This window comes from Hyphomicrobium facile (assembly GCF_900116175.1).
In the GTDB taxonomy this organism is placed as follows: Bacteria; Pseudomonadota; Alphaproteobacteria; order Rhizobiales; family Hyphomicrobiaceae; genus Hyphomicrobium_B; species Hyphomicrobium_B facile.
Genome location: NZ_FPCH01000004.1, coordinates 275,415 through 291,794, shown reverse-complemented (window position 1 = coordinate 291,794; position 16,380 = coordinate 275,415). Strand labels below are relative to the sequence as shown.

Below are 16,380 nucleotides of genomic sequence, written 5' to 3'. Positions count from 1 at the left end.
ATATGACTTTTGCTCAGCAGTAGTTGGAATCAATCCAGCATTGGTGGAAAATTGAAACTTTGTTTGAATGCAGGATTAAAAATTTCTAACCGCGTTTCATATAAAGAGACATAACCCAGGTTTTTACGGGTGTGGCGTTGGCGGATCGTCCGCATGCAACGCATTGGGCGCGAGACTTGGCGGCGGGCGGCCGGGGAGAGCCCCGCGGCCGTTTTGAGGATCAGCTCAGATCAAACGCTCAGGAGAAGATGCTCCCGCTCCCACGGGCTGATGACGCGCATGAATTCCTCGAACTCGCTGCGCTTCAATGCGAGGTACACGTGGCAAAAGCGTTTGCCGAGGATGTCGTGGAGCGCGGTGTTCTCTTCGAAGTCGGTCAGCGCTTCAAGCAAGCCGCGGGGCAGCTGGTGGTCATTTCGATAGGCGTTGCCGACAACGGCTTGCCGCGGCTCGAGCTCGTTCTTCATTCCGAGATAGCCGCAAGCGAGGCTGGCTGCGAGCGCGACATAGGGATTTGAATCGGCGCCGGCGAGGCGGTTTTCAACGCGTCGCGCGGCTGTCGGTGAGATCGGCACCCGCAATCCGGCAGAGCGGTTGTCGTATCCCCATTCGACGTTGATCGGTGCGGCGCCGTTCGGCACGAGCCGGCGATAGGAATTGACGTAGGGTGCGATGAGGCACATCGCGGCTGGCAGGTATGCCTGCTGACCGGCGAGGAAATTGAAGAACAGCTTGCTCGGTTCGCCATTCGGCTGCGTGAAGATGTTCTTGCCCGTCTTCGCATCAACGACGCTTTGATGGACGTGCATGGCGCTGCCCGGCTGGTTGGCGAGGGGCTTCGCCATGAACGTCGCGTAGCAATTTTGCGCGAATGCCGCTTCGCGAATGGTCCGCTTGAAGAGGAAAACCTGATCGGCGAGATCGACCGGATCGCCGTGAAGCAGATTGATTTCGAGCTGGGCTGCGCCGCCTTCCTGAATGATCGTGTCGATCTTCAGATACTGGCGCTCGGCGAACTCGTAGATGTCGTCGACGATCTTGTCGTATTCGTCGACGGCGCCGAGGCTATAGGCCTGGCGGCCGGCGCCGGGGCGGCCTGAGCGGCCCATTGGCGGCTCCAGCGGATAGTCGGGATCGGGGTTGGTCTTCGTCAGATAGAATTCGAGTTCAGGCGCGACGACCGGCACCCAGCCTTCCTTGGCGTAGAGATCGACGATGCGTTTCAGAACGTTGCGGGGCGCGATCTCGACAGGGTCTCCGCTCTGCCATTGAGCGTCATGAATGACCTGTGCCGTTGGACTTGATGCCCAGGGCGCGGGCCGGATGGTCGAAAGATCCGGCACCATCATCAGATCGCTTTCGGCGTAGAGTTCCTGACCGTCCTCTTCGAAGCCGACGTAGTCGCCTGTAATCGTCTGATGGAAGATCGAAATCGGAAGGTGGACGGCATCGAGCTTCACGAACTTCTCGGCGGGCATCGTCTTGCCGCGTGCAACGCCTGCAATGTCCGGTACGGCGCAGTCAATTTCTTCGATACGATGCTGGCGAAGCCAATCGCGAAGAGCTTCGGGCGTCGAGCCGGCGCCGAAGTCGCCATCTTCGGTCAGGATTCGTGCGGGTGGGGCAGTCATAAGGGCACCTGAGAATTTTGGTTTGTTGGTTTCCATGTGGCGCGTCTCGATTGGTGGCGTCTAGTGGAATGCTTCACGGCTCCGAAGGCCGTTCGAGCCAAGCCACCGGCCAAGCTCTGCGCATCGCTTCGGGCATCGTCACGCGTGTCGGAGTTTGGAGTTCAGAAAGCCAGCAGAGTTAAGCTGGTCGGCGGTAGAACCTCAATAGAGCGATGCAGCATAGCTTTTGCTTACCGCCGTTCGCATGAAAACATATCAATGTTCAATGGGGCAGCACTTGCTCGAAGAACGCGCAGTTTAGTTTGCCATCTTTACTGGTTATGCTGACGGCGTTTACTTCAATCTTTCTCCATTGGTCCGTTGTGCTCCGCAGATTAATTGAGCAGAATGGTAGATGTTTAGCAAAACGCTGATGAAAGCGTTCTGCGATGAGAGTGCTCTTTTCGGGCGTTCCTGGTTGCGACAGGTTCTGGAGGAAATCCAATGTTGACTGTAGGGAAAGTGGTGCGTTGCGCCGCAGGCATTGCTGCGGCCGCTGTTACGCTAGTCGGCGCGGGGGCTTATGCAGCGGATAGGGTCGTTAAGGTCTACAACTGGTCGGATTATATTGACCCGGAGATCCTGACGGACTTCACGAAAGAGACGGGCATCAAGGTCGTCTACGACGTTTTCGATAGCAACGAAGTTCTGGAAACGAAGCTCCTGGCGGGCGGCAGCGGGTATGACGTCGTCGTGCCGACCGGCTCGTTCCTGTCGCGTCAGATCAAGGCGGGCGTTTTCCAGAAGCTCGACAAATCTAAGATTCCGAACTTCGCGAACGCTTGGCCCGACGTCTATAATCGCGTCGCCCAGTACGATCCGGACAATCAGTACGCGATGAACTGGATGTGGGGTACGACCGGCGTCGGCTACAACGAAGCCAAGATCAAGGAACGCATGCCGGATGCACCGGTCGATTCTCTAGACATCATCTTCAAGCCTGAGATCGCCGCCAAGTTCAAGGATTGCGGAATTTACGTGCTCGATTCACCGGAAGACGTTCTTCCAGTGGTGCTCAACTACTTGGGCATCGATCCCAACACCACCAAGGAAGAGGACTTCAAGAAGGCCGAGGAAGTGATGATGAAGATCCGGCCTTACATCAAGAAATTCCATTCCTCGGAATATATTAACGCGCTTGCCAACGGCGACATCTGCATGGCGCTCGGCTGGTCTGGCGATATCCTTCAGGCCGGTACACGTGCAACCGACGCCAAGAACGGCCAGGTGATCAAGTATCATATCCCGAAGGAAGGCACGCAGATGTGGTTCGACATGATGGCCATCCCCGCGGATGCCAAGGATGTCGAGGAGGCTCACATTTTCCTCAACTACCTCAACCGTCCGGAAGTGATGGCGAAGGCATCGAACTTCATTCAGTACGCCAACGGAAACCTTGCCTCGCAGAAAGATATCGAAGAGAGTGTATTGAAGAACCCGGCGGTCTATCCGGACCCCGACACATTCAAGAAGCTCTACGTGAAGACCGCTTGGGACAACAAAACGCAACGGCTGGTAACCCGAATGTGGACCCGTATCACGACTGGGCAATAACCAAAAACCGCGCCAGCAACCCTGGCGCGGTTTTTTCTTTTACAGTCGGCAGTGATTGGGCCGCTAGGAATGCTTAAAGGACGTCAGACATGGGTGTTGTGACTGCGCGCGATCAACAGGCAACGAATGCCTCTTCCCAGCGTGCCGGCCCTCGCACGGCTGCGCCGCAGTCAGGGTTCGCTCCTTGGAAAAACCCGAGCCTGCCGCCGATCGTTCGCTTCGAGGGGATAACGAAGCGGTTCGACGATTTCGTCGCCGTCAACGACGTGACGCTCGACATTTATGAGAAAGAGTTCTTCGCGTTGCTCGGTCCGTCGGGTTGCGGAAAGAGTACGCTGCTCAGAATGCTCGCCGGCTTCGAGCGGCCGACGCAGGGGAAGACGATCGTCGCCGGGCAAGACATTTCGGACCTGCCTCCCTACCAGCGCCCCGTGAACATGATGTTCCAGTCGTATGCGCTCTTTCCGCATATGACGGTCGAAGGCAACATCGGTTTCGGGCTCCGCCAGGAGGGCATGCCCAAAAACTTGATTGCCGAACGCGTCGATGAAGCCATGGGCATGCTGGAGCTTCGGCAGTTTGCGAAACGCAAGCCCAATCAGCTGTCGGGCGGACAGCAGCAGCGTGTCGCTCTTGCGCGCGCGATAGCCAAGAAGCCCCGGATCGTTCTGCTCGACGAGCCGCTCGGCGCACTCGACAAGAAGCTGCGCCAGCAGGCCCAATTCGAGCTGATGCGCATTCAGGAAACGACGGGCACGACCTTCATCATCGTGACCCACGATCAGGAAGAGGCGATGACGGTCGCGAGCCGGATTGCCGTCATGGAGAAGGGTGTTCTGGTTCAGGTCGCGACGCCCGGCGATATCTATGAGAATCCGAAGACCCGCTACATCGCAGGCTTCATCGGGGACGTGAATATCTTCGAGGGAACGGTCTCTGCGATCGGTGACGGCTGCATCGAGATCAATGCGAAGGACGGCTATCAATTCAAAACACGGAGTTCCGAGCCGGTGGCTGTCGGTCAGCAGGTGTGCCTGGCGCTCCGGCCGGAGAAGATCCGTATCGCGCATGAGCAGCCAGCGAGTGCGGTCAACGCCATTCCCGGCAAAGTCGAGGACATCGGGTATCTCGGATCGATTTCCCATTATCATGTCCGCACCGCTCCGGGGGAACGCGTTACGGCATTGCGCGCCAACGCAGCGCATACCGTCGAGCGGCCGATCAGCTGGGAAGACGGCGTTTGGCTCGACTGGCCCGTGGACGCGGGCGTGGTTCTGACGGGTTGAGGCGAACGATGAGTGCAAAGGCTAACGGCCTCGGACGCTGGTATGTAATCGCGGCGCCATATTTGTGGTTGCTGATCTTCTTCCTCATTCCGTTCTTCATCGTCTTCAAGCTCTCGCTTTCCGACGTCGCGACGGCCATTCCGCCCTACATACCGACGTTCAGCTGGTCGGAGGGCATCGGGAAGTTCATCTCGCAGCTCGACTTCGAGAATTACACCTTCATTTTCGGCGATCCGCTTTACGTCAACGCCTACCTCTCGAGCTTGAAGATTGCGGCGATCTCGACTGTTCTGACGCTGCTCGTCGCTTACCCGATGGCGTATGGCATGGCGCGGGCGCCGCGGGCTTGGCAGCCGACGCTGATGATGCTCGTCATCCTCCCATTCTGGACTTCGTTCCTGATCCGCATCTATGCCTGGATCGCGATCCTGAAGCCGGAAGGGTTCCTCACAATGTTCCTGATGAAGCTCGGCATCATCAGCGAGCCGCTGCAGATCATGAACACGACGACGGCGGTCTACATCGGCATCGTCTATTCGTATCTGCCGTTCATGATACTGCCGCTCTATGCGAGCCTCGAAAAAATCAATCCGGCATTGCTCGAAGCGGCGCAGGATCTCGGCTCGCGACCGTGGCGGGCCTTCTGGCAAATCACCTTTCCGCTATCGCTGCCCGGCGTCTTTGCGGGCTGCCTTCTCGTTTTTATTCCAGCCGTCGGCGAGTTCGTTATCCCGGATCTGTTGGGCGGGTCCGATACCTTGATGATAGGCAAGACGCTGTGGAATGAATTCTTCAACAACCGTGACTGGCCCCTTGCGTCGGCCGTGGCGGTCATCCTGTTGCTGGTGTTGACGATCCCGATTGTACTCTTCCAGCGCCAGCAGCAGAATGAGCGGGAGAGCGGGCGATGAATAAAAACTTCTCCTGGTTCAATCTGACGTCAATCACGTTGGGCTTCGCGTTCCTTTACATTCCGATCCTGCTCCTGGTGATATTCAGCTTCAACGAGTCGAAGCTCGTCACGGTGTGGGCGGGCTTCTCGACGAAGTGGTACAGCTCGCTTCTCGAAAATCAGGCTTTGAAGGATGCCGCCTGGGTGACGATCCGCGTCGGGCTCGTGTCTGCGACCGTCTCGACGGTTCTTGGCACGCTCGCTGCGATCACGCTGGTGCGGATGGGGCGTTTCCCCGGCCGCACGCTTTTCTCGGGCATGATCTTCGCCCCTCTCGTCATGCCGGAAGTCATCATCGGGCTGTCGCTGCTTCTGTTGTTCGTCGCCATGGGATTCGACCGCGGCTTTTGGACCATTACACTGGCGCATATCACCTTCACGATGTGCTATGCGGCAGTCGTCGTGCAGGCGCGCCTTCAGGACTTCGACAAATCCGTCGAAGAGGCGGCGATGGATTTAGGTGCAACGCCGGTCAATACCTTCTTCCAGGTGACGTTGCCGATCATCGCGCCGTCCGTGATCTCGGCATGGCTGCTGTCATTCACGCTATCACTCGATGATCTCGTGATCTCGAGCTTCGCGACCGGGCCCGGCGCGACAACGCTGCCTATGAAGATCTACAGTCAGGTTCGACTCGGCGTGACGCCGGAAATCAACGCCATTTCGACAATCCTGATCGGCATTGTCACAATCGGGTTGCTCCTGGCAGCGTACGTTACGAAGCGACAGACGGAACGCTCGGAACGGGAACGGCGCAAGGCTTTCGGAGCTACGGGCTGAGGATGTCACGCGGGATTTGTGTTTCGCCGCCCGGCGCGCTAAGCAGCGGCTTATCGTGACCGATCCAGATTACATACGCTCGTACTACGCCGCGACGGCAAACGACCAGACGCGCTATCCGGCGCTTGAAGGTACGGTCAAGGCGGATGTGTGCGTTATCGGCGGCGGCTTCTCGGGCGTCGCCACGGCGCTGACGTTGGCCGAGCGCGGCCGGTCCGTGGTGCTGCTCGAAGCCAAGCGCATCGGCTGGGGCGCTTCGGGACGCAACGGCGGCCAGATGATCGGCGGCATCAGCGGCGAAGCAACGATCAAGCAGCAGCTCGGCGAAGCGGGTGCGAAGCTCGTTCGCGACATACGTTACCGCGGTCACGAGATCATCGAGGGCCGAATCGCGAAGTACGGCATCGCCTGCGATCTGAAGTACGGCTGGATGGAAGTCGCGGCGCGTCCCCGGCACATGAATCACATGCGGGACTACGTCGAGGATCGCATCAAGGACGGCGATGGCGGCGGGCTCGAGATCGTCGAAGCGGACGCGATGCCGAGCGTGCTCGGGACGACGTCTTATTACGGCGGCTACATCGACCGGCGGAGCGGCCACCTGCATCCGCTCAATCTCTGCCGCGGCGAGGCGAACGCCGCCGCTTCGCTCGGGGTCAAGATTTTCGAGAATTCGCCTGCCATCAATCTATCGGGTGGAGCGAAGCCCTGGGTTCAGACGGATCGCGGCCGGGTCGAAGCGCAGACGATCGTCATCGGCGGCGAGATTTTCAACCGGTTCGGCCAGCGGGGACTGAAAGGCCTGATGCTGCCAGCGGGCAGCTATATCATCGCCACCGAGCCTTTGACCGGAGCCGAGACGGCGACCGTCGATCCGCAAAATCTTGCGGTCGCCGACAGTAACATCGTACTCGATTATTACCGGATGTCGGCCGACCGGCGCATGCTGTTTGGCGGTCGCTGCAACTATACCAATCGCGATCCGCCGGATATCGCCGCCGTCATGCGCCCGCGTATGGTCGAGGTTTTTCCGCAGTTGAAAGACGTGCGGGTCGAGTTCGCGTGGGGCGGAACGATTGCCATCGTGGTCAACCGTGTGCCGGCCATCGGGCGGCTTCAGCCGAACCTCTATTATCTCCAGGGGTATTCGGGGCATGGGGTGAACGCCACGCATATCGCGGCCGAAATCGTTTCAGACGCGATTTGCGGGCAGACGGAGCAGTTCGATCTGTTCGAGCGGATCAAGCACGTCCGGTTGCCGCTCAGCGAGGTCGCGGGCAATTACGTGCTGGCGCTCGGGATGCTGTATTACCGCATTCGCGATTTGCTTTAGGAAAAGTCAGAGCCGCGCGGGTCATGGCTGGGCCAATGGCACGAAGATTCGCGCTCAGGCGTTTCCGCCTTGGATGATGAGGTTTGGCTTATCCGGGCTATCCGCGCATGCGCGAGATACCGTCAGCCCAGTTGATGACCGGTATGTAACCGAGATCGTGGCGTGCCTTGGAGATGTCGAGGGTAAAGTCCTGGCCGATCATGCGCAGGGTCTGACGTGTGATTGGTGGTTTGGAGCGAAGACGAAATGTACGCCACACGGCCTCCATGGCAGCCGCCATGTACCAGGCTAAACCGAATGGGGCGCTACGTTTGATGGGCGGAACCCCGCGTGTCCCAAAAAGATCGGTCAGCACGTCTTTGAGCGTGGTGTCTTCGCCGTCCGTCACGAAATAGGCTTCGCCGCCCCGGCCTTTTTCGGCAGCCAAGACCAAGCCTTCTACGACGTTGTCGACATGGCTGGTGGACATGACTTGCCGCCCGGCATCCGGCAACACGAAGTGGCCGGCCTTTGCCGCAGCGACCATCTCTTCGAGCATCGGCATCCCCGCGCCCCAGATCAGCGGCGGCCGGATCACCACCGTGCGCAGTTCGGACGTATTCGCCTGCCGCACCAATCGTTCAGCTTCCGCCTTCGTTTCGATGTAGGGAGCCCATGAAGGCGCCTGAAGCGGCAGGTCTTCCGATATGTCCTTCATTGACATGGGCCGGCCCATGACGACGGCGGAGGCTCCGGCCGCAATGAATGTCGACGCGCCTGCGGCCTTCGCCGCCGCGAGCATCGTTCGGGTGCCAAGTACGTTGGCTTTGTGAAAGACTTCACGAGGGTCCCATTGGCTCAGATGCCCGGCAACGTGGAACACCGTATCGCAGCCCCGCATGCCCTCGGTAATGGCCCGTTCGTCCAGCAGGTCGCCGCGACAGGCGTCTGCCCCCGCGTTCCTGACTGCTGCCGCTGCAGCCTCGCTGCGGACAAGGGCCACGACACGAACATTTTGTGCCACGAGCCGCCGAATTAATGCGCTGCCGACAAAGCCGGAGCCCCCTGTGACGAATGCCTTTTTCATGCTACCTCTATAGCGATGCTATAGCCTCAATATAGCGCCGCTATAGAAACCTGCAAGCCCCATTTTTGAGAGTGATGATGGCGACCGAAGACGAGATCTTGAACGCTGCTGTCGGTCTTCTGGAAAAAGACGGCTTCGAGGCCGTGACGACGCGCGCGGTTTGTCAGGCTGCGGGGGTGACTGCGCCGACGCTCTATCATCACTTCGGTGACAAAGATGGTTTGCTGCGCGCCGTCGTCGCCCGGGGCGTCGAAACGTTCATGGCGCACAAGCGGGCCAACCGTCAGACGACGGATGCCATGGCCGATCTGAAGCGCGGTTGGAACGGTTGGATCGCGTTCGCGCTCGAACGCCCCAAACTGTTCCGGCTGATGATCGAGAGCACGCGGTCTGATCCGAGCGCGAGCCAAGAGGCTTTCATCATTATGCGGGCGATCGTCGAGCGCTTGGCAATCGAAGGCCGTTTGACGACTGATGTCGACACCGCGGCACGAACGATCTGGGCAGCCTCCAACGGAGTCGTGACCCTGCTCATGCAAGGCACGCCCGCTGCCGAAATAAAGTCCACAAGCGAATTGCTGTTCGAGGCGCTTATGGCCAAGCTCGTGCGACCAAAGTAGTTGGTTGGTAAGCCACGGCTGTCACCAGCGTAAAATGCGCGATCCGATCAGCGCGCCGAGGCCGGTCATCACAACAATGCCGATCGTATACCAGGCCGCGAGAAACAGCGGGCTGTCGTCGAGGCAGTGGCTGGCATAGAGCGTCGCCCCAATACCGGCCGAAAGTAGTCCGCCGACAGCGCCTGCAATCGCCGGGTTCGCCGGGGCGCCGCAGCGAAGTGCGTAAAGAACAGCGGCTAGCGGCGCCAACGACAGGAGCGGTATGAGGATGAGGCACGCCACGGAATTGTGGCCGATCATCCGCGCGTGCCATTCGTCCGGCGGCACCGAGAGAAGCTCGAGCGCAATGCCAATCAGAAGCAGCGCCGGGGCGAGGGCGAGCAACCACAGTTTCTTTCCGGGCTGGAAATCCGGCCGCGACAGTCCGCGAACGAGAACGTAGGCGGGAATTGCGAGGCTCAGCGTCAGCACGAACTTGAAGACGAAGCGCAGCGACGTCGCCATCGATTCCGCGAAATTGTCCCGGATGCCGATCGTCCAGAGAAAGATGAGGGCCGAGATCAATGCGCCGACGCCAACAGCCATCGCGACCGTCTGCGCAATCGGCGGCTCGACGCTTTTGGCATCAGCGGCAATGGCATTGATGAGGTCGTCGGTCTTCATAATTTCTTCTCTTGATAGGTATCTGCCAGCGCCTTCAGGCTTCGATGCAAGGCCACGCGAACGGCCACTTCACTCATCCCAAGGCGCTCAGCAACGTCCCGCGCCGATTGCCCGTCGATGCTGATCGACTGAACGATATCGCGGTTCTTGTCCGTCAGGCGGCCGAGGATGCGCTCCACATCATGGGCATCGATCGAGGCCTGCTGGTCCTCGCCTTCGAAGTCGAACTCGCTCAGATCCACCGGGACTTCCGGGCGCCGGCCACGGCGACGCAGATCGTCGATCATCTTGTTGCGCGCGATGGCGATCACCCAAGGGCCGAGCGGCAACGTCTGGTCCCATGTATGTCTTTTCAAATGGATTGCCAGCAGTACGTCCTGCACCACGTCCTCCACCTCGCTCGCCGGCACGCCGACGCCTGCGAAGCCCCGGCGGACGACGCCTCTCAACGCCTGCGAAAGCTCGGAGAGCAGGCGGCGATAGGCTGCCTGATCGCCCGCGATTGCGGCGCGCATCAGTGCCGTCCACTCAGCGTTTCGAGCCTTTCGGTCCAAATTCACGCCTTCTCAGTTGTCTTCGGTGGCGGATGGCGAAACGTTACGCCGGGTGTGGAACAATATTAACGGGGTGTGCGGATTGGTACGCCAGTCCACGCGCCCTGCCGCATATGGCAGACCCGCGACATGCTGCGCAAGATGGGCATAAAGGCGCTGGTTAGGCGGCGGGCAGCCAAATCCAAAGGATGGCGACGTAGGTGAGGCCGTGCAACAGCTGGTCGATACCGAGAGCCCACCAGAAATATTTGTCCTTCGGCGTCCACCCTTCGCGGCGGACGATCTGCTCTTTCGTCCAGTCGATATGATAATGAAGGACGAATTCTCCGCCGAGGAGCACTGCGGCGAGGCCCGGACCGCCGCCGGGGAAGAGCAAAAAGACGGGCGCCGTCAATAGGATATGGATGAGCGCGTGCCACAGCCCGCCGGGCGCACCGTAGGATCCCTTCTGGCGGAAGATCTGGTCCGTCTGGAGGATGAAGTCGGCGATCGCGTGCTTGACGAGCAGATATGTGATCGCGGCGAGCGCCGCGTGAACGGGTGACATGAGCTTCCATCGCCTGCCTGGCGGACGACCGGAGCGCCCGGACGCTCCGGAGGCTCATGTCAGGTCGTCAACCTACTTCCCCGGGACAGTTATAGCGCAATGTAGCCCCGTAGGATGTCACCTAGGGAACAAGAGGTCTGCACAACCATGGCCGTGCAGACCTCAGAGCTTCGTCGACGTGTGTGCCGCCTCAGTTCACGCGCTGAACCTCGACCAGATTGTCCGAGAACGTCGGTGCCCGGCCGAGGCCGCTCCATGCGTCAGACGAGATGGAGTTGACCGACCCGTCCGAGCGGTTGAGCGAGCGCCAATAGCCGAGCGTCGCAACGACGATGCCGGGCGTGACGTCGTCCGTCACACGCGCGACGCCTTCAAAGTTGCCGCGCTCATTCTGCACGCGCACCGGGTCGCCTTCGCGGATGTTCCGCTTGGCGGCATCGGCCGGCGAAATCATCACGAACTGCTCGCCTTGGATTTTGATCTTGTGCGGCTCGTTGGCGTAGCACGAGTTCAGGAAGGCGTGGCTCTTCGGTGAGATGATGTTCAACGGATAGCGCTTGGCCAGTTCCGGGTTGGTCTCCGGCGATTCGCGAACCGGCACGTAGCCGGGCAGCGGATCGACCGGCGTGCCGTCTTGTTCGCCCTCGTACATGGCGCGGAACGGCCCGGCGACGAAGTTCTTCGCGTCGTGCAGTAGCAGTTCGATTTTGCCCGATGGGGTCGGGAATTTGCCCTCGCTGTGCGGCGTGCGCGTATCCGCGGAGCCGACATCGATTTTGTAGTACCCGTGCTTCTTGAAGTACTCCATGTCGACGCCGCCCATCTTGGGATCGGTCCAGTTGATATATTCGGCGCAAAGTTCGCTGTCGGTCATTTTGAAGACCGGGTCGTCGAAGCCCATCTCCTTGGCGAGCAACCGCCACATCTCGCTCGTCGGTTTGCATTCGCCGGGCGGGTCGATGGCCTTCTCATTGTACGTGAAATAGAAGTGGCCCCAAGACCACATCATGTCTTCGGCTTCGCCCGCCATGGCGGACGGCAGGATGATGTCGGCGTATTTCGCCGTATCGGTGATGAAGTGTTCGGCAACGACCGTGAACAGGTCTTCGCGCATCAGGCCTTCGACGATCTTGTTGGTCTCGGGCGACTGGCTGACGGGGTTCGTGCAGAAGACGAACATGCTCTTGATCGGCGGATCGAGCTTCATCTCGCCGTTCAGCGCCTGGCCGAGCCTGAGATTGTTGACGACTCGCGTGCCGGGCTTGATCCAGTCGGGCCGGGCGGCCTTCACCCAATCTACGGGGAAGTCCCACAGCGGCAATTGCAGCATGCCGCCGCCGACGTGACGCCATGAACCGCAGACAGCCGGAATTGCGTAAACCGCACGGGCTGCTTGCGCGCCGCCCGCCGAGCGTTCGATCGCGACGCCGATGCGGATGGCGGATGGCTGCGAGGTTGCAAATTCGCGGGCGAACTTGGAGACGTCGGCCGCTTTGACTCCGGTAATTTCTTCGACGTATTCGGGCGTGAATTCCGCCGCGCGAGCTTTGAGTTCGGGGAACCCGTGCACGTAATTGTCGACGTAGTCCTGGTCGATCAGTCCCTGCTCGACCATCGAATTGATGATGCCGAGCGCCAGTGCTCCGTCCGTGCCGGGCTTGGGGGCGATGTGCCAGTCGGCGGCCTTCGCGGTCCGGGATTTGTAGGGGTCGACGACGACGACCTTGGCGCCGCGCTTCTGCGCTTCGAGCACGAAGGGCCAATGATGCAGGTTGGTCGAGATCGAATTGCAGGCCCAGATTACGATGTACTTGCTGTGTACGAAGCTTTCCGGGTCGACCCCGCCCGTCGGACCATGCGTCATGAGCCACGCAGTCGACGAGCCCGACGTGCAGTAGGTCTTCTCGTTTACGGTCGAGCCGAGGCGGTTGAAGAATGGGTCGCCCGAGTTGATGCCCTGCACGAGGCCCATGTTGCCGAGATAGCTTTGCGGCATGATCGCCTGCGCGCCGTACTGCGCGATGATTTCGCGCCAGCGGGTGCCGATCTCGGAGATCGCTTCGTCCCAGGTGATGCGCTTGAAAACGTTGCCGCCATTCGGTCCCGAGCCCTTCGGGCCGACGCGGCGAAGCGGATACATCAGCCGGTCCGGGTTGACGTGGTGCTCGGCGAAGTCCTTGAGCTTCACGCACAGGCCGCCGCGTGTGATGGGATGTTCTTTGTTGCCGCGCACTTCGACCAGACGGCCATCCTGGACTTCGTAGATCATCGCGCAAGTGTCCGGGCAATCGTGCGGGCAGGCGCCGAAAAACTTTTCGCGAGGCGGTTGGTCGTTCATTCATTCCTCCAGTCGATGCCGGCCGTTTAACGGCCTGTTCTGATGTGACAATCTGGCATCGAAACTGCGAGGCGTCCAATCGAAAGAATTGATTGTGAGCGCATCAGTATATGACCGGGCATGATGCCCGACGGTCCAACGTCGATCAGGGCACGCCGGGGGCGGCGCAGGCATCCTCGTAGAGATGAGTCCCGCCTTCGCGATCGGTAAAAACGTTGCCGCCATCGTGCGTTGCCGTGGCGTGGCGTTCGATCGGGACCTTGCCGAAGGCGCCCGGCAGGTCGAGCACGTATGCCGGCAGCGCGAGCCCAGAGACGCGCCGGCGCAATTCGGCCATGAGCGCCCGTCCATCGGCGATTGTCGTTCGAAAGTGCGCGGTGCCGGGCGCGAGGTCACCGTGATGGAGATAGTACGGTTTTACGCGTAACTCGACGAGGCGGCGCATCAGGGCTTCAAGTGCGTCGACGTTATCGTTGACGCCTTTCAGCAGCACGGTCTGGCTAACAAGCGGAATTCCGGCATCGACCAGCCGGGCGATGGCGTCGCTTGCGGGTCCTTCAAGTTCGCGCGCGTGGTTCGTGTGAATTCCGACGAAGACGGTTTTCGTCGTCGCTTTCAGTGCAGCGATGAGGTCGTCCGTAACCCGGGCGGGATCTGCGACCGGGACGCGCGTGTGCCACCGCAAGATTTTGACGTGTGGGATCGCCGACAATGCTGCGGTGACGTCCTCGATGCGGCGCGGCGAGAGGATGAACGGATCGCCTCCCGTCAGAATGACTTCCCAGATTTTGGGATTTGCGGCGATGTAGTCGAGAGCGGCTGTAAGGTCGGCGGCTGAAAGCGCTTCGCCGTTGCTCGGTCCAACCATTTCGCGGCGGAAGCAGAAACGGCAATAGACGGGGCAGACGCTCGCGATCTTCAGCAGAACGCGGTCGGCATACCGGTGCACGATGCCGGGCGCTGGGCTCTTGAGATTGTCTCCGATCGGATCAGCTTTTTCGCGCGGATTCGTTGCGAGTTCTTTGGCGCTGGGAATGAACTGGCGGGCGATCGGATCTTCAGGGTCGTGCGGATCGATCAGGTTTGCGATGTCCGGCGTCAGGGCGACGGCGTAGCGCGCGGAGACTGCTGTCAGCGCGTCGCGGTCGCTTCGCGAGACGAGTTCTGCCGCGATCAGATCGTCAATCGACGTGAGCTTCTTTTCGATGAGCGTCATTTCGGCGGCCAAACATCCGTATCGTGGTCCGGGTGCTGATAGGAAACGAGCGTCTTCAGAAATGGTGCCGCATTCGTATCGGCGAGTGTGTCGTGCTGCGGAAGCGTCGGAATGGTGTCCGCAAACGGGAGCTTCGCTTCGACGCCCCACTGCACTTTCGGCACGATACCCGCCGGATCGTCGAAGGCTCCGACGGCGATTGCCACGCCGTCCGGCGCTTCATAGGTCAGCGGCGTGCCGCAGTTGGCGCAGAAGCCGCGTAACACCGCATTCGACGACTGGAATTTTGCCGGTGCTCCGCGTGTCCAAACGAGTTTTGCGTCACGTACGCTCACGAGAGGAGCATAAAAGGCGCCGAATGCCTTCTGGCACATCCGGCAGTGGCACACGGAGGCGTCGCCGAGGGTTCCCTCGACACGGAAACGGACCGCTCCGCACTGGCATCCGCCGGTTTTGTTCGTATGTCCACTCATTGACTTTGCCTCTCTTAACGTCCGGCAAGCACATATCGGGCGGCTCGTCCGACAAGACAAATCCCGATAATCAGCCCGGCACGAACAGAGGCGAGAAGAATTGTGTCACTGTGGTCGAGCGGAGCAGTTAGAAAATCGTAGACTGCGAATGCCAAAATCAAAAAAGATACGATCAGACTGGCCCAGTAAAGTACATCTCCCAACCGTGCTATCATCACGTCTTCCCCAAGGCTTCGCCAATAAAATCATTCCAGATCGCACGGCATCGGCGTCCAGATCACTTGATCGACGCGCTCGGCGCCGGTCGCCAGCATGGCCAAGCGGTCGAAGCCGAGGGCACAGCCGGAAGCCGGTGGCATATGGGCGAGGGCTGCGAGGAAGTCCTCGTCCAGCGGATAGCGTTCGCCGTATATGCGCTGCTTGTCGGCCATCCATTTTTCGAAGCGGCGGCGCTGTTCGGCGGCGTCCGTCAATTCGCCGAAGCCATTCGCCAGCTCGACGCCGCAGACGTAAAGCTCGAAGCGTTCGGCTACGCACGGATCTTCCGCGTTTGGGCGGGCCAGCGCGGCTTCCGAGATCGGATACTCGCACAGGATCTCCGGCCGGTAGAGTCCAAGTCCCGGCTCGATCTTTTCAACCAGTACGCGGCTGAAAATATCCGACCACGTGTCGTCGTCGCCGACGCGAATGCCTTGGGCTCTCGCGAAGCCCGCAAGCTTCTCACGATCAACCGATGTTGCGCTCGTCGTCTGGTGCAGCGGAATTTCGGCAAACTGAGCAAACGCCTGATAGAGCGTCGTCCAGTCGTAGCGCCTGGTGATATCGCACGGCTTTCCGCGAAACGACCACTCGGTGCGCCCCGTCGTCTCGGCCGCGATATCGAGGATCGCCTGGCAATCCGCCCACAAAGTTTCGTACGGTTCGTTCGCCCGGTACCACTCCAGCATCGTGAATTCGGGCGAATGCAGGCTGCCCCGCTCGCGGTTGCGAAAGACCGGCGAGAAAGCGAAAATTTTCGTCTCGCCAGCCGCAAGGAGTTTCTTCATCGCGAACTCAGGGGACGTGTGGAGATAGAGGTCCCGGCGCGAGAGGTCGGTTCCGATAAGCTCGGTCCTGAACGCGTGAAGGTGTGTCTCGTTGCCGGGGGAAACCTGCAACAGGCCCGGTTCGACTTCGAGGAACCCTTGCGAAAGAAACCAACTTCTTATCGCGGACTTGATCCGGCCCCGGCCAATGAGAAAAGGCCTGCGGTCGGCATGGCGATCAGGTCTCCACCAGGAGGAAAGTTGCGACATGCTGACAAATTGAGGGTTAAGCACAGGGTTGCC

The 16,380-nt window shown here is 60.0% G+C and carries 15 protein-coding genes; 6 read left to right on the top strand and 9 right to left on the bottom strand.

The genetic code is table 11. The features are described from left to right. Positions 1-230 precede the first annotated feature (230 nt). Complete coding sequence (locus BM399_RS19395; RefSeq protein WP_092869484.1) at positions 231-1,631, bottom strand: glutamine synthetase family protein; 1,401 nt, start codon at positions 1,629-1,631, stop codon at positions 231-233. A gap of 483 nt (positions 1,632-2,114) precedes the next feature. Between BM399_RS19395 and BM399_RS19390 the strand changes: the two genes are divergently transcribed. The 5 genes from BM399_RS19390 to BM399_RS19370 all read left to right on the top strand — a co-directional run bounded on the left by BM399_RS19390 (position 2,115) and on the right by BM399_RS19370 (position 7,575). Further along, complete coding sequence (locus BM399_RS19390) at positions 2,115-3,224, top strand: polyamine ABC transporter substrate-binding protein (RefSeq protein ID WP_092869425.1); 1,110 nt, start codon at positions 2,115-2,117, stop codon at positions 3,222-3,224. A gap of 89 nt (positions 3,225-3,313) precedes the next feature. Continuing rightward, positions 3,314-4,510: an ABC transporter ATP-binding protein gene (locus tag BM399_RS19385; protein WP_092869424.1), complete on the top strand. Its 1,197-nt coding sequence runs from the start codon at positions 3,314-3,316 to the stop codon at positions 4,508-4,510. 8 nt (positions 4,511-4,518) lie between these two features. Further along, positions 4,519-5,421, top strand: coding sequence for an ABC transporter permease subunit (locus BM399_RS19380; protein WP_092869423.1), 903 nt, complete (start codon positions 4,519-4,521; stop codon positions 5,419-5,421). After that, entirely contained in the window at positions 5,418-6,242 is an 825-nt protein-coding gene (locus BM399_RS19375) for an ABC transporter permease (RefSeq protein WP_092869422.1), read from the top strand. The genes BM399_RS19380 and BM399_RS19375 overlap by 4 nt, the downstream gene beginning before the upstream one ends. 55 nt (positions 6,243-6,297) lie before the next feature. Beyond that, complete coding sequence (locus BM399_RS19370; protein WP_244531382.1) at positions 6,298-7,575, top strand: NAD(P)/FAD-dependent oxidoreductase; 1,278 nt, start codon at positions 6,298-6,300, stop codon at positions 7,573-7,575. A gap of 97 nt (positions 7,576-7,672) precedes the next feature. Here BM399_RS19370 and BM399_RS19365 read toward each other — a convergent pair whose 3' ends face one another. Continuing rightward, a complete protein-coding gene (locus BM399_RS19365; protein WP_092869420.1) occupies positions 7,673-8,641 on the bottom strand; it encodes an NAD-dependent epimerase/dehydratase family protein in 969 nt (322 codons plus the stop codon). A 77-nt stretch (positions 8,642-8,718) separates the two neighbouring features. On the opposite strand from BM399_RS19365, the gene BM399_RS19360 reads away from it, so the two are divergent. Further along, complete coding sequence (locus BM399_RS19360) at positions 8,719-9,261, top strand: TetR/AcrR family transcriptional regulator (protein WP_177228226.1); 543 nt, start codon at positions 8,719-8,721, stop codon at positions 9,259-9,261. A gap of 21 nt (positions 9,262-9,282) precedes the next feature. On the opposite strand, the gene BM399_RS19355 is transcribed toward BM399_RS19360, so the two are convergent. The 7 genes from BM399_RS19355 to epmA all read right to left on the bottom strand — a co-directional run bounded on the left by BM399_RS19355 (position 9,283) and on the right by epmA (position 16,347). Next, positions 9,283-9,924 carry an NrsF family protein gene (locus BM399_RS19355; RefSeq protein ID WP_092869418.1) on the bottom strand — a complete coding sequence of 214 codons (642 nt, stop codon included), beginning with the start codon at positions 9,922-9,924 and terminating at the stop codon, positions 9,283-9,285. Further along, positions 9,921-10,478: a sigma-70 family RNA polymerase sigma factor gene (locus BM399_RS19350; protein WP_092869483.1), complete on the bottom strand. Its 558-nt coding sequence runs from the start codon at positions 10,476-10,478 to the stop codon at positions 9,921-9,923. The genes BM399_RS19355 and BM399_RS19350 overlap by 4 nt, the downstream gene beginning before the upstream one ends. A gap of 160 nt (positions 10,479-10,638) precedes the next feature. Next, a complete protein-coding gene (locus BM399_RS19345) occupies positions 10,639-11,025 on the bottom strand; it encodes a DUF3307 domain-containing protein (RefSeq protein WP_092869417.1) in 387 nt (128 codons plus the stop codon). 190 nt (positions 11,026-11,215) lie between these two features. Then, positions 11,216-13,363 carry a molybdopterin-containing oxidoreductase family protein gene (locus BM399_RS19340; RefSeq protein WP_092869416.1) on the bottom strand — a complete coding sequence of 716 codons (2,148 nt, stop codon included), beginning with the start codon at positions 13,361-13,363 and terminating at the stop codon, positions 11,216-11,218. Positions 13,364-13,508: 145 nt separating this feature from the next. Then, positions 13,509-14,579, bottom strand: coding sequence for a lysine-2,3-aminomutase-like protein (locus tag BM399_RS19335; RefSeq protein WP_092869482.1), 1,071 nt, complete (start codon positions 14,577-14,579; stop codon positions 13,509-13,511). Beyond that, entirely contained in the window at positions 14,576-15,052 is a 477-nt protein-coding gene (locus BM399_RS19330; protein WP_092869415.1) for a GFA family protein, read from the bottom strand. Before BM399_RS19330 ends, BM399_RS19335 begins: the two co-directional genes overlap by 4 nt. Positions 15,053-15,297: 245 nt before the next feature. After that, on the bottom strand, positions 15,298-16,347 hold the full coding sequence (gene epmA / locus BM399_RS19325; RefSeq protein WP_092869414.1) for an EF-P lysine aminoacylase EpmA: 1,050 nt from the start codon (positions 16,345-16,347) through the stop codon (positions 15,298-15,300). Positions 16,348-16,380: the final 33 nt, after the last annotated feature.